At 38.0% G+C, this 15,797-nt stretch carries 13 protein-coding genes, 1 other RNA gene and 1 pseudogene; 11 read left to right on the forward strand and 4 right to left on the reverse strand.

The annotated features are described in order from the left end of the window. Positions 1-106 precede the first annotated feature (106 nt). From U860_RS0108795 to ssrA, 11 genes are all read left to right on the forward strand, one after another. The gene (locus U860_RS0108795; protein WP_001036331.1) at positions 107-1,291 is read left to right on the forward strand and encodes a phosphoglycerate kinase; all 1,185 of its coding nucleotides are present in this window, start codon (positions 107-109) and stop codon (positions 1,289-1,291) included. Between the two features lie 32 nt (positions 1,292-1,323). Next, a complete protein-coding gene (gene tpiA, locus U860_RS0108800; RefSeq protein ID WP_025148228.1) occupies positions 1,324-2,079 on the forward strand; it encodes a triose-phosphate isomerase in 756 nt (251 codons plus the stop codon). Beyond that, positions 2,076-3,605: a 2,3-bisphosphoglycerate-independent phosphoglycerate mutase gene (gene gpmI, locus U860_RS0108805; RefSeq protein WP_025148229.1), complete on the forward strand. Its 1,530-nt coding sequence runs from the start codon at positions 2,076-2,078 to the stop codon at positions 3,603-3,605. The genes tpiA and gpmI overlap by 4 nt, the downstream gene beginning before the upstream one ends. 30 nt (positions 3,606-3,635) lie before the next feature. Further along, complete coding sequence (gene eno / locus U860_RS0108810) at positions 3,636-4,931, forward strand: phosphopyruvate hydratase (RefSeq protein ID WP_002124088.1); 1,296 nt, start codon at positions 3,636-3,638, stop codon at positions 4,929-4,931. A 478-nt stretch (positions 4,932-5,409) separates the two neighbouring features. Then, the gene (locus tag U860_RS0108815) at positions 5,410-5,787 is read left to right on the forward strand and encodes a CidA/LrgA family holin-like protein (RefSeq protein WP_205206301.1); all 378 of its coding nucleotides are present in this window, start codon (positions 5,410-5,412) and stop codon (positions 5,785-5,787) included. Next, positions 5,784-6,476, forward strand: a complete 693-nt coding sequence (locus U860_RS0108820) for an LrgB family protein (RefSeq protein WP_025148231.1) — start codon at positions 5,784-5,786, stop codon at positions 6,474-6,476. The genes U860_RS0108815 and U860_RS0108820 overlap by 4 nt, the downstream gene beginning before the upstream one ends. Positions 6,477-6,570: 94 nt before the next feature. Beyond that, positions 6,571-6,804 carry a preprotein translocase subunit SecG gene (gene secG / locus U860_RS0108825; protein WP_002174164.1) on the forward strand — a complete coding sequence of 78 codons (234 nt, stop codon included), beginning with the start codon at positions 6,571-6,573 and terminating at the stop codon, positions 6,802-6,804. Between the two features lie 163 nt (positions 6,805-6,967). Continuing rightward, complete coding sequence (locus U860_RS0108830) at positions 6,968-7,708, forward strand: carboxylesterase (protein ID WP_165615140.1); 741 nt, start codon at positions 6,968-6,970, stop codon at positions 7,706-7,708. A gap of 166 nt (positions 7,709-7,874) precedes the next feature. Then, positions 7,875-10,295 carry a ribonuclease R gene (gene rnr / locus U860_RS0108835; protein WP_025148233.1) on the forward strand — a complete coding sequence of 807 codons (2,421 nt, stop codon included), beginning with the start codon at positions 7,875-7,877 and terminating at the stop codon, positions 10,293-10,295. Between the two features lie 216 nt (positions 10,296-10,511). Then, positions 10,512-10,979, forward strand: a complete 468-nt coding sequence (gene smpB, locus U860_RS0108840; RefSeq protein WP_025148234.1) for an SsrA-binding protein — start codon at positions 10,512-10,514, stop codon at positions 10,977-10,979. A gap of 125 nt (positions 10,980-11,104) precedes the next feature. Beyond that, positions 11,105-11,459, forward strand: a transfer-messenger RNA (tmRNA) gene (gene ssrA / locus U860_RS33010). A 348-nt stretch (positions 11,460-11,807) separates the two neighbouring features. Here the strand turns inward: ssrA and U860_RS31325 are convergent. The 4 genes and pseudogenes from U860_RS31325 to U860_RS0108860 all read right to left on the reverse strand — a co-directional run bounded on the left by U860_RS31325 (position 11,808) and on the right by U860_RS0108860 (position 15,769). Beyond that, positions 11,808-12,733, reverse strand: a pseudogene (locus U860_RS31325) (choline-binding protein A). After that, positions 12,726-12,866: a hypothetical protein gene (locus U860_RS35805; protein WP_205206303.1), complete on the reverse strand. Its 141-nt coding sequence runs from the start codon at positions 12,864-12,866 to the stop codon at positions 12,726-12,728. Before U860_RS35805 ends, U860_RS31325 begins: the two are co-directional and overlap by 8 nt. A gap of 240 nt (positions 12,867-13,106) precedes the next feature. After that, a complete protein-coding gene (locus tag U860_RS0108855) occupies positions 13,107-14,072 on the reverse strand; it encodes a DUF4822 domain-containing protein (RefSeq protein ID WP_025148235.1) in 966 nt (321 codons plus the stop codon). A gap of 416 nt (positions 14,073-14,488) precedes the next feature. After that, the gene (locus U860_RS0108860; protein WP_025148236.1) at positions 14,489-15,769 is read right to left on the reverse strand and encodes a purine/pyrimidine permease; all 1,281 of its coding nucleotides are present in this window, start codon (positions 15,767-15,769) and stop codon (positions 14,489-14,491) included. Between the last annotated feature and the right edge of the window lie 28 nt (positions 15,770-15,797).

Genomic DNA, 15,797 nt, shown 5'->3' on the forward strand with positions numbered 1-15,797 from the left:
AGGGAGAGGGTTTGTTCCCTCTCTCTCTTCTTTCGTTTTAGAAGCAAATGTGTTAAGCTTTTGAATGGGTTTTGTCAATCCTAACTAGTAGTCGGAGGGAAAACCAATGAACAAAAAATCAATTCGTGACGTAGATTTAAAAGGTAAGCGTGTATTTTGCCGCGTTGATTTCAACGTACCTATGAAAGAAGGCAAAATTACAGATGAAACTCGTATCCGTGCAGCTCTTCCTACAATTCAATATTTAGTAGAGCAAGGTGCGAAAGTTATTTTAGCAAGCCACTTAGGCCGTCCAAAAGGTCAAGCAGTAGAAGAATTACGTCTTACTCCAGTAGCAGCACGTTTAGGCGAGCTTCTTGGTAAAGATGTTAAGAAAGCGGACGAAGCATTCGGACCAGTTGCACAAGAAATGGTTGCAGCAATGAACGAAGGCGACGTATTAGTTCTTGAAAACGTACGTTTCTATGCGGGCGAAGAAAAGAACGATGCAGAACTTGCGAAAGAATTTGCAGCTCTTGCTGATATCTTCGTAAACGATGCATTCGGTGCAGCTCACCGTGCTCACGCTTCTACAGCAGGAATCGCAGACTACCTACCAGCAGTATCTGGTTTACTAATGGAAAAAGAGTTAGATGTATTAGGTAAAGCACTTTCTAACCCAGAACGTCCATTCACAGCTATCATCGGTGGTGCGAAAGTAAAAGATAAAATCGGTGTAATTCGTCATCTATTAGACAAAGTAGATAACTTAATCATCGGTGGCGGACTTGCTTACACATTCGTTAAAGCTTTAGGTCATGAAATTGGTCTATCTCTATGTGAAGACGACAAGATTGAACTAGCTAAAGAATTTATGCAACTTGCAAAAGAAAAAGGCGTAAACTTCTACATGCCAGTTGATGTTGTAATCACAGAGGAATTCTCTGAAACTGCAACAACTAAAATCGTTGGTATCGACTCTATCCCTTCTAACTGGGAAGGCGTGGACATCGGTCCTAAAACACGTGAAATTTATGCAGATGTAATCAAAAACTCTAAGCTTGTTGTATGGAATGGACCAATGGGTGTATTCGAAATGACTCCATTCGCAGAAGGTACAAAAGCAGTAGGACAAGCATTAGCAGATGCAGAAGATACATACTCTGTTATCGGCGGTGGGGACTCTGCAGCAGCTGTTGAAAAATTCGGTATGGCTGATAAAATGAGCCACATTTCTACTGGCGGCGGTGCGTCATTAGAATTCATGGAAGGTAAAGAGCTTCCAGGTGTAGTTTGTCTTAACGACAAATAAGTAGCAGCCAAAGAAAAAGGACGGTGCAAAGCATGCGTAAACCAATTATCGCAGGTAACTGGAAAATGAATAAAACTCTACCTGAAGCAGTTAGCTTCGTAGAGGAAGTTAAAGGTCAAATCCCAGCAGCTTCAGCTGTTGATGCAGTAGTTTGCTCTCCAGCTCTATTCTTAGAGCGCTTAGTAGCAGCGACTGAAGGAACTGACTTACAAGTAGGTGCACAAAACATGCACTTCGAAAAAAATGGTGCATTCACTGGCGAAATTAGCCCAGTATCACTTAGCGACTTAAAAGTAGGCTACGTAGTACTTGGCCACTCTGAGCGTCGTGAAATGTTTGCTGAAACAGACGAATCAGTAAACAAAAAGACTCTTGCAGCATTTGAACATGGTTTAACACCAATCGTTTGTTGTGGTGAGACTTTAGAAGAGCGCGAAAGCGGAAAAACATTTGATCTAGTAGCAGGTCAAGTGACAAAAGCACTTGCAGGTTTAACAGAAGAGCAAGTTAAAGCAACTGTTATCGCTTATGAGCCAATCTGGGCTATCGGTACAGGTAAATCTTCTTCTTCTGCAGATGCAAATGAAGTATGTGCGCACATCCGTAAAGTTGTTGCAGAAGCTGTTTCTCCAGAAGCTGCAGAAGCTGTTCGTATTCAATACGGCGGTAGCGTAAAACCAGAAAACATTAAAGAGTATATGGCACAATCTGACATCGACGGCGCTTTAGTTGGCGGTGCTAGCTTAGAGCCTGCTTCGTTCTTAGGTCTTCTGGGGGCGGTAAAATGAGAAAGCCAACAGCTTTAATCATTCTTGACGGTTTCGGACTACGTGAAGAAACTTATGGGAATGCTGTAGCACAAGCTAAGAAACCTAATTTTGATGGTTACTGGAACAAATTCCCTCATACAACGCTTACAGCTTGTGGTGAGGAAGTAGGTCTTCCAGAAGGTCAAATGGGTAACTCTGAGGTTGGTCACTTAAATATCGGTGCTGGCCGCATAGTATATCAAAGCTTAACTCGCGTAAACGTTGCAATTCGTGAAGGTGAGTTCGATCAGAACGAAACTTTCCAAAATGCAATTAAAAGCGTAAAAGAAAAAGGTACTGCTCTTCATTTATTCGGTTTACTTTCTGATGGTGGTGTGCACAGTCACATGAACCATATGTTTGCTCTTCTTCGCTTAGCAGCAAAAGAAGGTGTGGAGAAAGTTTATATCCATGCATTCTTAGACGGCCGCGATGTTGGACCACAAACAGCAAAAGGTTATATCGATGCAACAAATGAAGTAATTAAAGAAACAGGAGTAGGACAATTCGCGACTATCTCTGGTCGTTATTACTCCATGGACCGTGACAAGCGTTGGGATCGCGTAGAAAAATGTTACCGTGCTATGGTGAATGGTAAAGGCCCTACTTATAAATCTGCAGAAGAGTGTGTAGAAGACTCATATGCAAATGGTATCTATGATGAATTCGTATTGCCGTCTGTAATTGTTAACGAAGATGACACGCCAGTTGCAACAATCAATAATGATGATGCAGTTATCTTCTATAACTTCCGTCCAGACCGCGCAATTCAAATTGCTCGTGTATTTACAAACGAAGACTTCCGTGAGTTCGATCGTGGTGAAAAAGTACCTCACATTCCTGAATTCGTTTGTATGACACATTTCAGTGAAACTGTAGATGGTTACGTGGCATTTAAGCCAATGAACCTTGATAACACTTTAGGTGAAGTTGTTGCGCAAGCGGGATTAAAGCAACTTCGCATCGCGGAAACTGAAAAGTATCCGCACGTTACATTCTTCTTTAGCGGTGGTCGTGAGGCTGAATTCCCAGGAGAAAAGCGTATCTTAATTAACTCACCGAAGGTTGCAACATATGACTTGAAACCTGAAATGAGCATTTACGAAGTAACGGACGCTTTAGTAAATGAAATCGAAAATGATAAACATGATGTTATCATTCTTAACTTTGCAAACTGTGATATGGTTGGCCATTCTGGGATGATGGAACCAACAATTAAAGCAGTAGAAGCAACTGACGAATGTTTAGGAAAAGTTGTAGAAGCGATTCTTGCAAAAGATGGTGTAGCACTTATTACTGCTGACCATGGTAATGCTGATCAGGAGTTAACTGCTGATGGTGGACCAATGACAGCTCATACAACTAACCCGGTTCCTTTCATCGTTACAAAAAATGATGTAGAGCTTCGTGAAGGTGGTATTTTAGGAGATATCGCCCCAACAATGCTTACACTTTTAAATGTAGAACAACCGAAAGAAATGACAGGTAAAACAATTATTAAATAATTTGCTTATATAAAAAGGAGAGAATTTATTATGTCAACAATTATTGATGTTTATGCTCGCGAAGTCCTTGACTCTCGTGGTAACCCAACTGTAGAAGTAGAAGTTTACACAGAAAGCGGCGCATTCGGACGCGCTATCGTACCAAGTGGTGCATCTACTGGTGAACACGAAGCAGTAGAATTACGTGACGGTGACAAATCTCGTTACCTTGGTAAAGGTGTTATGAACGCAGTAAACAACGTTAACGAAGCAATCGCTCCAGAAATCGTTGGTTTCGATGTAACTGACCAAGCTGGTATCGACCGTGCTATGATCGAATTAGATGGCACTCCAAACAAAGGTAAACTAGGCGCTAACGCTATCCTTGGTGTATCTATGGCAGTAGCTCACGCAGCAGCTGACTTCGTAGGTCTTCCATTATACCGTTACCTTGGTGGATTCAATGCGAAACAATTACCAACTCCAATGATGAACATCATCAACGGTGGTTCTCACGCTGATAACAATGTTGACTTCCAAGAGTTCATGATCTTACCAGTTGGTGCTCCAACATTCAAAGAATCAATCCGTATGGGTGCTGAAGTATTCCATGCACTTAAAGCTGTATTACATGACAAAGGTCTTAACACTGCAGTAGGTGACGAAGGTGGATTCGCTCCAAACCTTGGTTCTAACCGTGAAGCATTAGAAGTAATCATCGAAGCTATCGAAAAAGCTGGTTACAAAGCTGGAGAGAACGTATTCTTAGGAATGGACGTTGCTTCTTCTGAGTTCTACAACAAAGAAACTGGTAAATATGACCTTGCAGGCGAAGGCCGTACTGGCTTAACTTCTGCAGAAATGGTTGATTTCTACGAAGAGCTTTGCAAAGACTTCCCAATCATCTCTATCGAAGATGGTTTAGACGAAAACGACTGGGATGGTCACAAATTATTAACTGAGCGTATCGGTGATAAAGTACAATTAGTTGGTGACGATTTATTCGTAACTAACACTCAAAAACTTGCTGAAGGTATCGAAAAAGGTATCTCTAACTCAATCTTAATTAAAGTTAACCAAATCGGTACTTTAACTGAGACTTTCGAAGCAATCGAAATGGCTAAACGTGCTGGTTACACAGCAGTTGTATCTCACCGTTCTGGTGAAACTGAAGATGCTACAATCGCTGACATCGCAGTTGCAACTAACGCTGGCCAAATCAAAACTGGTTCTATGAGCCGTACTGACCGTATTGCTAAGTACAACCAATTATTACGCATCGAAGACGAACTAGGCGAAATCGCTGTTTACGATGGTTTAAAATCTTTCTACAATATCAAACGATAATTGTAGAAAATAACGACAGACCGTGAGAAATCACGGTCTGTTTTTTTATGCTAAAATTATTCATCTGCCATAAGTGACATGAAGTATTTAAAGAAAAGCTTATAATCAAAATCGATAGCAATGTATTGCGAGGAAGAGGGCCATCGTATCATCGATTCCAGGATCGCAAAAAATGAGAACTTTTTTAGACATATGTTCACCACCTATCCTGTTATATATATGTGTGCTAGGTAGAGGACAGAATATAAACAGAGTGAAGGGTTTTGTTTTATTGAAATAGTAACCGTTAAAATTCAGAAAATATAAACTTTATATATTAGGTCAAGGTTTTTGACGTAAATTAAGTTCAGAAATGCGGTCATATCAAGGGTGTAAGCGTATAACATGGCGGTTTTTTTGTGTCAATTTGATAAATTGCAGCTTTTTACAATTTATACTATGATAAAGATATTAACAGAAGATCGTATAAACATGAGGGATGATGAACATGAAATTTACAAAGATTCTTGTCCAAATTGCAGCTCTTTATGTGTTTTATATGGTTGGAAATTGGGTGCAAAAAATGTTAAATATTCCAATTCCAGGAAGTTTGATTGGGATGTTTTTTTTACTTGTTTTACTTAGCCTAAAAGTACTTCCAGTGAAATGGTTTGATTTAGGAGCAGAAACACTCGTTGCCATTATGCCGTTTTTATTAATTCCGCCAACGCTTGGCCTAATGAATTACGGTGCTTTTTTTATGAGTAAAGGAATTTCTCTTTTCATTACAGTTATAGCGAGTACGTTTTTAATTATTATTGTCGCCGGACATACAGGACAATATCTTGCGAATAGAAAGGAAAAAGAGACACAATGAGCCAAATATTAATCGGAATCGGTTGGGTTCTTTTTACGGTGCTATTATATCAATTATCTAAAAAAATCTATAAATTATTTCCAACACCATTTACCATTCCAATGCTTGTAGCAACAGGATTAATGGCTTTCTTATTTATAGTGCTTGATATACCATATCAAAATTACATGGAAAGCGGTGGTGGCTGGATTGCGAAGCTACTTGGACCAGGTGTTGTAGCATTTGCAATCCCGCTTTATAAACAACGTCATGTTTTGCAAAAATATATTGTACCAATTGCTGGTGGTGTATTAGTAGGTACAACGGTTGCTATTGCAAGTGATTTCGCTATCGCCTCACTTATGGGAACAGATAAAAGCTTAATTTTATCTTCTTTACCAAAATCAGTGACAATGCCAGTTGCAATGAGTGTATCTGAACAAGTTGGTGGTGTCCCGTCCTTAACAGCGGCCTTCGTCGTTATCGCAGGTATTACTGGAACGATTACAGGACCAATTTTATTAAAATGGAGCCGCGTTACAAACTCGGTTGGTAAAGGGATTGGCTTTGGATGTGCTTCTCATATTATGGGTGTTATGAGAGCGATGAAGAATAATGAGCATGAAGGTGTTATTGGATCGGTAACAATGACATTAACAGCAATTTTGACATGTTTGCTCGGACCGTTATTCGCAATGATGTTTATGTAATAGAAGAAAAGCGAGAGCAATTCTATAGCTCTCGCTTTTCTATAGGATTTATGCTACATTTAAAATAACTGAATCTTTGTAGGAGGTACGCCAAGTGCATACGTTATTATCAGTTTTACTTATTATTGTATCGATCTTAATGATTGTTATGGTACTTATGCAGTCTAGTAATAGCTCAGGCCTTTCAGGCGCTATTTCAGGTGGTGCAGAGCAATTGTTTGGTAAGCAAAAGGCACGTGGAATTGAAGCGGTATTAAACCGTATTACAGTTGTTTTAGCTGTATTATTCTTCGTACTAACAATTGGTGTTACGTACTTCAATTTATAGAATTAAAAAGAAGAAGCGTTAGCTGATTTGTGCTAATGGTTCTTCTTTTTTTAATTTGTTATTCGAAAAAAGTTTCTAATTAGATTATAGAATTATAAATATGGTACACTAAGAATAGAAAAAATACGACTAGATTACAGAAGAGAAAGAGGAGAAATACATGATGAAATTAGCATCTCCAAAACCATTTACATTTGAAGGTGGAGACCGCGCGGTTTTATTATTACATGGATTTACAGGGAACTCAGCTGATGTACGTATGCTTGGACGTTTTTTAGAGAAGAAAGGCTATACTTGTCATGCACCAATTTATAAAGGGCACGGTGTACCACCAGAGCAGCTTGTTCATACAGGTCCTGAAGACTGGTGGAAAGATGTAATGAATGCCTACCAGCATTTAAAAGATCAAGGTTACGAGAAAATAGCTGCGGTTGGATTATCATTAGGCGGAGTATTTTCATTAAAACTTGCTTATACATTACCGATTTTAGGTGTTGTACCAATGTGTGCACCGATGTACATTAAGAGTGAAGAAATTATGTATCAAGGTATATTGGCATATGCACGCGAATATAAAAAACGTGAACAAAAATCACCAGAGCAAATTGAACAGGAAATGTTTGAATTTAAACAGACGCCGATGAATACATTAAAAGCATTACAAGAGTTAATTCGTGACGTACGCAATAATGTTGATATGATTTATGCTCCAACATTCGTTGTACAAGCACGCCATGATGAGATGATCAATACAGATAGTGCTAACATTATTTATAACGGTGTAGAATCTACGTTAAAAGACATTAAATGGTATGAAGACTCTACGCATGTCATTACACTTGATAAAGAACGTGATGTGCTACATGAGGATGTATATAACTTCTTGGAGCAACTAGATTGGTAAGATCTAGTTGCCTCTTTTTTTCATAAGGGAATTTTTTATCCTGATTGGCGTGGGCTAATAATCAGTTGAGATGGACAAAATCCCAACTAACAAAAGTTTCACTTTATACATCCCCTATCTTTCGGATACACTAAATAATATAAGGGTTTAAAGGAGGTATTTCTACTTGGAAGAAATCATACAAGAACATATTGATAAGTTGTTATTATTTATGAGAGAAGAAGCGTATAAACCGTTAACGATACAAGAATTAGAAGCTGCATTTGGAATCGAAGGCTCTGAGGGCTTTAAAGATTTCGTAAAGGCACTTGTAATGATGGAAGAGAAGGGGCTTGTTGTTCGTACACGTAGCAACCGCTACGGTCTTCCTGAAAAGATGAATTTAGTACGCGGTAAGTTAATTGGACACGCACGTGGCTTTGCTTTCGTCGTTCCAGAGGAGAAGAAAACGGGAGACGATGATCTTTTCATCCCGCCTACAGAATTAAATGGTGCACTTCATGGTGATACAGTATTAGCGCGTGTTAGCTCGCAATCAAGTGGTTCACGTCAAGAAGGTACAATTATTCGCATTTTAGAGCGTGGAACGAAAGAACTAGTTGGTACATATACAGAATCGAAGAACTTTGGGTTTGTTATACCTGATAATAAGCGCTGGACAAGTGATATTTTCATCTTGAAAAGTGCATCTATGGGCGCTGTAGAAGGTCATAAAGTAGTTGTGAAAATTACGAGCTACCCAGAGAACCGTTTAAGTGCGGAAGGTGAAGTTATTCAAATTCTAGGTCATAAAAATGATCCAGGGGTAGATATTTTATCTGTTATTCATAAACATCATTTACCTTTAGCGTTCCCTGAAGAAGTGATGGAACACGCAAATAGTGTACCAGAAACGATTTCAGAAGAAGATTTAAAAGATCGTCGTGATTTGCGCGATCAAATGATTGTTACAATTGACGGTGCAGATGCAAAAGATTTAGATGATGCTGTTACAGTAACGAAGCTTGAGAACGGTAACTATAAGCTTGGCGTTCATATCGCGGATGTAAGTCATTACGTTCAAGAAGGTTCTCCAATTGATGTGGAAGCAGCTGAAAGAGCGACAAGTGTATATCTTGTTGACCGTGTAATCCCAATGATTCCACATCGTTTATCTAACGGTATTTGTTCATTAAATCCGAAAGTAGATCGTCTTACACTATCATGTGAAATGGAAATCAACAATTTAGGTGATGTTGTAAAACACGAGATTTTCCAAAGTGTTATTAAAACGACAGAGCGTATGACGTATGCTGATGTAAGAAGCATTTTAGAAGATGAGGACGAAGAGTTAATCAAACGCTATGAGCCGTTAGTACCGATGTTTAAAGAGATGGGCCAATTGGCACAAATTTTACGTGAAAAGCGTATGCGCCGCGGTGCAATCGACTTTGACTTTAAAGAAGCAAAAGTGCTAGTAGATGAAGAAGGAAAACCGACTGATGTTGTCATGCGTGATCGTTCTGTATCAGAGAAGTTAATTGAAGAGTTTATGCTTGTTGCGAACGAAACAGTAGCAGAGCATTTCCACTGGATGAACGTACCGTTTATGTACCGTGTCCATGAAGATCCGAAAGAAGACAAGTTAGAGCGTTTCTTCGAGTTTGTAACAAACTTCGGATATGCGGTAAAAGGACGTGCGAATGAAATACATCCTCGTGCATTGCAGCAAATTCTTGAAATGGTTCAAGGGCAGCCTGAAGAAGTAGTAATTTCAACAGTTATGCTTCGTTCTATGAAGCAAGCACGTTACGATGCGGAAAGCTTAGGACACTTCGGTTTATCAACGGAGTTCTACACGCATTTCACATCACCAATTCGTCGTTACCCAGATACGATTGTTCATAGATTGATTCGTGAATATATCATTAACGGTAAAGTCGACAACGAAACGCAAGCGAAATGGCGTGAAAACTTACCTGAGATTGCAGAGCATTCATCTAATATGGAACGCCGTGCTGTTGAAGCAGAGCGTGAAACAGACGAACTGAAAAAAGCAGAATATATGCTTGATAAGATCGGTGAAGAGTATGACGGTATGATTAGCTCTGTAACAAACTTCGGTTTATTCGTAGAGCTGCCAAATACAATTGAAGGTCTTGTACACGTTAGCTACTTAACGGATGATTACTACCGTTATGACGAGCAGCATTTCGCAATGATCGGAGAACGTACAGGTAACGTATTCCGCATTGGTGACGAAATTACAATTCGTGTTATTAACGTAAATAAAGACGAGCGTGCAATCGACTTTGAAATCGTTGGCATGAAAGGTACACCTCGTCGTAAGTTCAAAGATCGCCCAGTCGTGATTGAACAACCAAGAACAGGTAGAAAGAAACGCGGTAGCCGTAGCGAGCGTAGTAATGAGCGCGGCGGTGAACGCGGCACAGGAAGAAAGTTTGATCGTGGTGGCAAAGGAAAAGGAAGAGGATCAGCATCCGCGTCCGCTAGTCAGCCAGGGAAAAAAGATGGTAATGGCAAGAAGAAAAAAGCATTCTTCGAAAATGTACCAGGATTTAAGAAGAAAAAGAAAAAGCGTAAGTAAGAAAAGAGTGGCTTCGCTTCGATGAAAAGCGGAGCCGTTTTTCTTTTTTGTTGGAATCCAGCTACAGTGGCTAGAATCTATTGGTCATTTCGCTCCCTCGTATGAAGCAAAAAGCGCTGCTCTGTCGGGAGCTAGGGTGTCCAAAGATTCTGAGCGAGCCACTTTCGCTTTTTGTTCACATTTGTTACAATAGTAAAAATAGAGGAGGGACGTTATATGCCAAAAGGTACAGGTAAGGTTATTGCACAAAATAAAAAAGCATTTCATGATTATTTCATCGAAGAAACATACGAAGCAGGGCTTGTCCTTCAAGGAACGGAAATTAAGTCGATTCGCGCTGGACGCGTGAACTTGAAAGATGCGTTTGCACGTATACATAATGGTGAAGTATGGGTTCATAATATGCATATTAGTACGTATGAACAAGGGAATCGTTTCAATCATGATCCGCTACGTACAAGAAAATTACTTCTTCATAAAAAAGAAATTGATAAGCTGGCAGGAGCTGTAAAAGAAACAGGTTACGCATTAGTTCCACTTAGAATCTATTTGAAAAATGGATTTGCAAAAATGGCACTTGGTTTAGCAAAAGGTAAGAAGCAATATGATAAGCGTCACGATTTAAAAGAGAAAGAAGCAAAACGTGAAATTGCACGCGCGTTCCGTGATCGTCAAAAGATGTAATACAAATATTTACATTTGTAAAACGGCGCGCGTATGATATAATAACTTATGTAAGATTGTTGCACATTGAAAAACAGCTCTTAGTAGCTATCACGATATTTCTTCGTATGCTCCATTTCTATCATGGGGACGTTACGGATTCGACAGGGATAGTTCGAGCTTAAGTTGCGAGTCGAGGGGATCGGCCTCGTTAAAACGTCAAAGCCTATAATTGGCAAACAAAACAATCTTTCTTTAGCTGCTTAATTGCACTAAAGGTTCCTCCCTCCATCGTCCATGTGGTAGGGTAAGGGACTCAAACTAAGTGGACTACGCCGGAGTTCGCCGTCTGAGGACAAAGGAAGAGAACAACCAGACTAGCAACTTGGAAGCCTGTCGATAGGCCGAAGAGTTCGCGAAATGCTAATATATCGACTACACTCGTAGAAGCTTAAGTGCCGATATTTTTGGACGTGGGTTCGACTCCCACCGTCTCCACCAATACATATTTGGTGGTTTTTTTATTTTGTGTGTAACAAGAAGCATAAGATGGCCGTTTTGGTCAACTTATGCTTCTTTTAGTTTACGGCCAACTTATGCTTCCAGGATTTGAAGAATATTTTTAATGTCGCCTTTAAATAAAGTCGCGACTTTTAGGGATAGCATCACATTGCCATCAATCTAAGAATAGCAAATACCCCAAAACGAAAAAAATGGCATTTCTAGGTGAAAATGTACATTTTTTTCGTTTTTGGGGCGCTATAAAATTCTCAAGTCGATAGACATATGGCGGCTCATTTTTAGAATTGTTTTCATGTGTCAATGATAGAAATATATTTTTTATTATGGCTACTTTTCAACTAGTACGATATCATCAAGATAGACATCGCCGTATTTACCTGGAGATCCAGCAATTTGTAAGTAGAATGGAAATGGATGAGTATTATTTAGAATAGTAAATTCGACCGATTGTTGTTCATACTGTGAGGAAGTAAAATCCAAATAAGGTGTGCCTATTACAGAAGGAGGAAATACCTGTACCCCTACCTGTGCACGTTTACGAGGAGTCGTTACTTTTCCAGATGCGGACAGTATGTATGTAGTATTAGGCTTCAAAGTTACCCTCTCCATAAGTCCACCGCCTGTTCCATTTAAATGAAGTCCTTTAGAATTATTTACTCCTGCATGCTCTTCAATATTGTAATTTATAGTACCAAATGGTTGAAAAGTTTCTAAACTTGAATTGTGGTCAAAATCAATATTAATAATATAAGATTTCTCCTTTTCCTTTAATTGTACATTATCAAACTTAACCCTCCCATTTGCTGTAGAAGCAAGTTTGACACATCTTCCCCTGTTTTAAACTTCATCTCATGATGTTCGGGCTTAAATCCTGTATACTGCTTCTTTGTTAATGGAACGATTTCTTGATTGGCATTCAGATTACCTACTGTTACTTCTGATGGGGAAACTATACTTCCCGCTATATCAAATGTTAATGTATATTCTGTATTCGGCTTTACAGTAACAAGCTGATAGGCTGTGTCTGCATGTATTAATTTCAGATAATGATTGCCTGGTTCAGAAGTGCCGATATTCTCGGTAGAAGAATTAGGATTAGATAAAATCCAGTTATTTAGCCCATCCTCAAAATCTCCATTCTTAACTTGTTCATTTGCAGATGGACTATCTGCTGATACAATACCTGAAAAACCTATACTGGCACTTAATACAATTGCTGTAGAAAATACTCCTATACCGAATTTTTTAAACAATTTCTTCATCTCCTTTGGTCAGATTAAAATTTATTTTTTCATACTTTCTATATATATTTGGATAAACCTGCCAAAGAACATCTTTATTAATAAATGATTTATAGGTTATTTTCATTTGAAAAATCTTCAACATATACAAGGGCACCTTGCTCAAATTGAACGGGTAAAGAAAGCATATCAAGAGAGCAAAGTGACCTATTAACTAACGAAAGTGTCAGTTCCACTTGCTCGTTTATTAAGGTTATGAGTATCAATTTGACCAAACATTATTCCAAAGCTACATTAATAAAACACATGGCAAGCTTATGGGTTAATAATTAACACACGGCCAACTTATGCTTCCAATATAAAAGTGGCCTTTTAATCAAAGTTTTTAAAAACTAAATGCAGGCTTAACATCACCTTTATAAGGTTCATGCTCAACGAATACAGTTATGTCCTTACCAGCTTGGTCTTTACCAGTTCTTTTATACGTAAATTTATTATTATTAAGTTCGGTAAGTTCAAGAGCGGCACCATATTTATTATTACCAATTGATACATGAGCTCTTATTTTATTTTCATGTAAAACATCGAAGTAGCCATAGTCACCGCGGCTTTGACCTGTTTCAGCATTGAAGAACTCGTATTTATTAGACTTGTCATCAAATTTTGCTAGACTTATAAAATTCGAATTAAACTGTGTTACATCATTACCAGCTTCATCTAATACCTTTGTTCCGTGCCAAAGGGTGCCGCCTAAAATTTTATCTCCATCAACGTTTTTAACAATATCCCCTGTAGTAGTGTTCAGCTGCTTGTCCGGATCAGTGAAAGAAAGTTCTTTTTCTTTATACGGAACATGCTCAACGAAGACTTCTACATCTTTACCGTTAGCATCTTTCCCCATTCTTTTATAAGTAAATACATTTTTATTTAGCTTTGTCATGTCAACAACAGCTTGATACTTCATTGATTCTGAAATTAATATTCTCTTCTTCCCATCATTTGTTACAAAGAAAGTTCCTTTATCGCCACGGCTTTCACCTGTCTTAGCATCAAAAAATTCATATCTTCCTGACTTCGCATCATACTTTGCAAGGCCGATGAAGTTTGCATTCTCTTTTGTTAAGTCATTTTTATCTTTGTCATACACTCTTGTACCCTGCCAGTTTGTATCGCTAAGAATGTTAGCCATTTTTTGTCCTTTAGTTAACTTATTTTCCTTTTTTGTCTCTTTAGCAGCTTGTTCTTGTTTTTGTTTACTATGAGTTTCTTCGGCTTTAGTACCAGCACACCCTGTTAATGCTAATGTGAATCCGAGCAGTATTGATGATAGTGCTTTAGTTTTTTTGTTCATTTTTTATCGTCTCCTCATTTTATGATTTTTGTGTTATTCACATGGTTTAAAGTAGTACGGTTTGCGATTATAGTAGCAGTTCGTCTTTCTGATTTTTTGTTATAAGCTATATATGACAAGACTCAGATTGAATCAATGAACTTAATTACTACGTTTATTATGTTAATCCCTGAGTATAAACTCCCTCTAAATAAATCATTAAAAAAAGATAAACTAATTCCTAAAATTTTTTCATATTTATAAAAAATAAAAAGAAACTAGTATTTTTATCTAGTTTCTTTTTATATAGATGAATGTATAAAAACGATGAAATTGGTATGGTAACAATAATTAAAAAGAGAAATATGAATATTATCTTTTTAATCCACTATTAAATCCATCAAATACTCCTTTTTATAAATAAGTATATAAATGCTTTACTCTTTCCAAAACTGTTCCAGTAGAATGACAATCATGGTACCCACGAGTAATCCATTACTTAAAACATATTGTAAGGAAGAAAGAATTCCGCTAAATGCACTTTCTGGAAGAAACATTATTCCCAGACTGATTAATAATGTAATTCCTAATATAGTTAATCGACGTTGATTTAATTCTTCACGTAAAATCGATTGAAATGAAATTCCTATCATTTGGACAAATGTTGCTAGAAGTGCGGCATTAGCAATAGGGCCTGGTAGCAAGGATATAAAGTTTACAATTGAGGGAATAAAAGAAATCCCTGCTAATATGAGGCTTGCTATAAGGAACGACTTTACTTTTCTTTGTCCTGTTAGTTGAATAAATCCTGCTGATGCAGGTAATGGTACAATTCCAATTGTAGAGAACAATGACGAGATAATATGTGATATACCTCCGACCCATACGCCACGGTTCAGTGTTTGCTTTTCATTTTCTTTAGATAACGGAGCCACTTGTTTTACAGCCGAAATAGCAGCAATCGTATTTGCAACTAAAAGAAATGTAAATAAAGTTGCAGTTAGAGTCATTCCAATATCGAATTTAGGTGTGCCCCAAGCAAATAGCTCTGCTAACTTAACTAACGATGTATGAGAAGGCATATGAGACGATTTTCCTAATAAAGCATACAAAAGCCAACCGCATGAAATCCCAAGTAACACAGCGTAACTTTTCATCCATCCTTTCCCTTTAATTGATAAGAAAGTAATAATGAAAAAAACAAAGAGTGCAATAGTAGCTGTTGTATAATCAGGATGATTTGCAGTTCCTTGTAATCCCATCATTCCTTTTAGTAACACACCACTAAGTTGAAGAGCTAAAATTAAAAGAAAAGTTCCAGTAACCAAAGGTGTAAATAAACGTAGAATTCGATGCACAAGTCCTGTTATACCAAGAACGAAGAGTAATATACCTGCAATAATTAATCCACCTTCTAAAAGTTGTAACACATTTTTTGCACTTTGCCCTTGATGCATAGCTACTTGTCCCAGTATGACAAATATACTTACCCATGAACCAGCTGGACCATCCGCAATGGGATAGCGATGCCCAAACCATGCTTGTATAAATGAACTTACTCCCACAACTAAAAAAGTTCGCTGCATTAATGTTGATATATCTTCTATTGATAAATGGAATATGCCACCAATAATGATAGGCAATGCAATTGCATTTGCTAATAAAAACACAAACCACTGTAGAATACTAAAGCTCGTATCGAAGTATTTTTTATTCATATTATTCTCCCTTGTATAAAAAGAATCT

This window comes from Bacillus sp. H1a (genome assembly GCF_000633475.1).
GTDB classification, from domain to species: domain Bacteria; phylum Bacillota; class Bacilli; order Bacillales; family Bacillaceae_G; genus Bacillus_A; species Bacillus_A paramycoides.

What these genes read in the sequence shown, in the direction of transcription:
- U860_RS0108795 (WP_001036331.1), top strand. Translation starts at nt 107, where the DNA reads ATGAACAAAAAATCAATTCGTGACGTAGATTTAAAAGGTAAGCGTGTA.
- tpiA (WP_025148228.1), top strand. Translation starts at nt 1,324, where the DNA reads ATGCGTAAACCAATTATCGCAGGTAACTGGAAAATGAATAAAACTCTA.
- gpmI (WP_025148229.1), top strand. Translation starts at nt 2,076, where the DNA reads ATGAGAAAGCCAACAGCTTTAATCATTCTTGACGGTTTCGGACTACGT.
- eno (WP_002124088.1), top strand. Translation starts at nt 3,636, where the DNA reads ATGTCAACAATTATTGATGTTTATGCTCGCGAAGTCCTTGACTCTCGT.
- U860_RS0108815 (WP_205206301.1), top strand. Translation starts at nt 5,410, where the DNA reads ATGATGAACATGAAATTTACAAAGATTCTTGTCCAAATTGCAGCTCTT.
- U860_RS0108820 (WP_025148231.1), top strand. Translation starts at nt 5,784, where the DNA reads ATGAGCCAAATATTAATCGGAATCGGTTGGGTTCTTTTTACGGTGCTA.
- U860_RS0108830 (WP_165615140.1), top strand. Translation starts at nt 6,968, where the DNA reads ATGAAATTAGCATCTCCAAAACCATTTACATTTGAAGGTGGAGACCGC.
- smpB (WP_025148234.1), top strand. Translation starts at nt 10,512, where the DNA reads ATGCCAAAAGGTACAGGTAAGGTTATTGCACAAAATAAAAAAGCATTT.
- U860_RS35805 (WP_205206303.1), bottom strand. Translation starts at nt 12,866, where the DNA reads ATGTTGAAGATTTTTCAAATGAAAATAACCTATAAATCATTTATTAAT.
- U860_RS0108855 (WP_025148235.1), bottom strand. Translation starts at nt 14,072, where the DNA reads ATGAACAAAAAAACTAAAGCACTATCATCAATACTGCTCGGATTCACA.
- U860_RS0108860 (WP_025148236.1), bottom strand. Translation starts at nt 15,769, where the DNA reads ATGAATAAAAAATACTTCGATACGAGCTTTAGTATTCTACAGTGGTTT.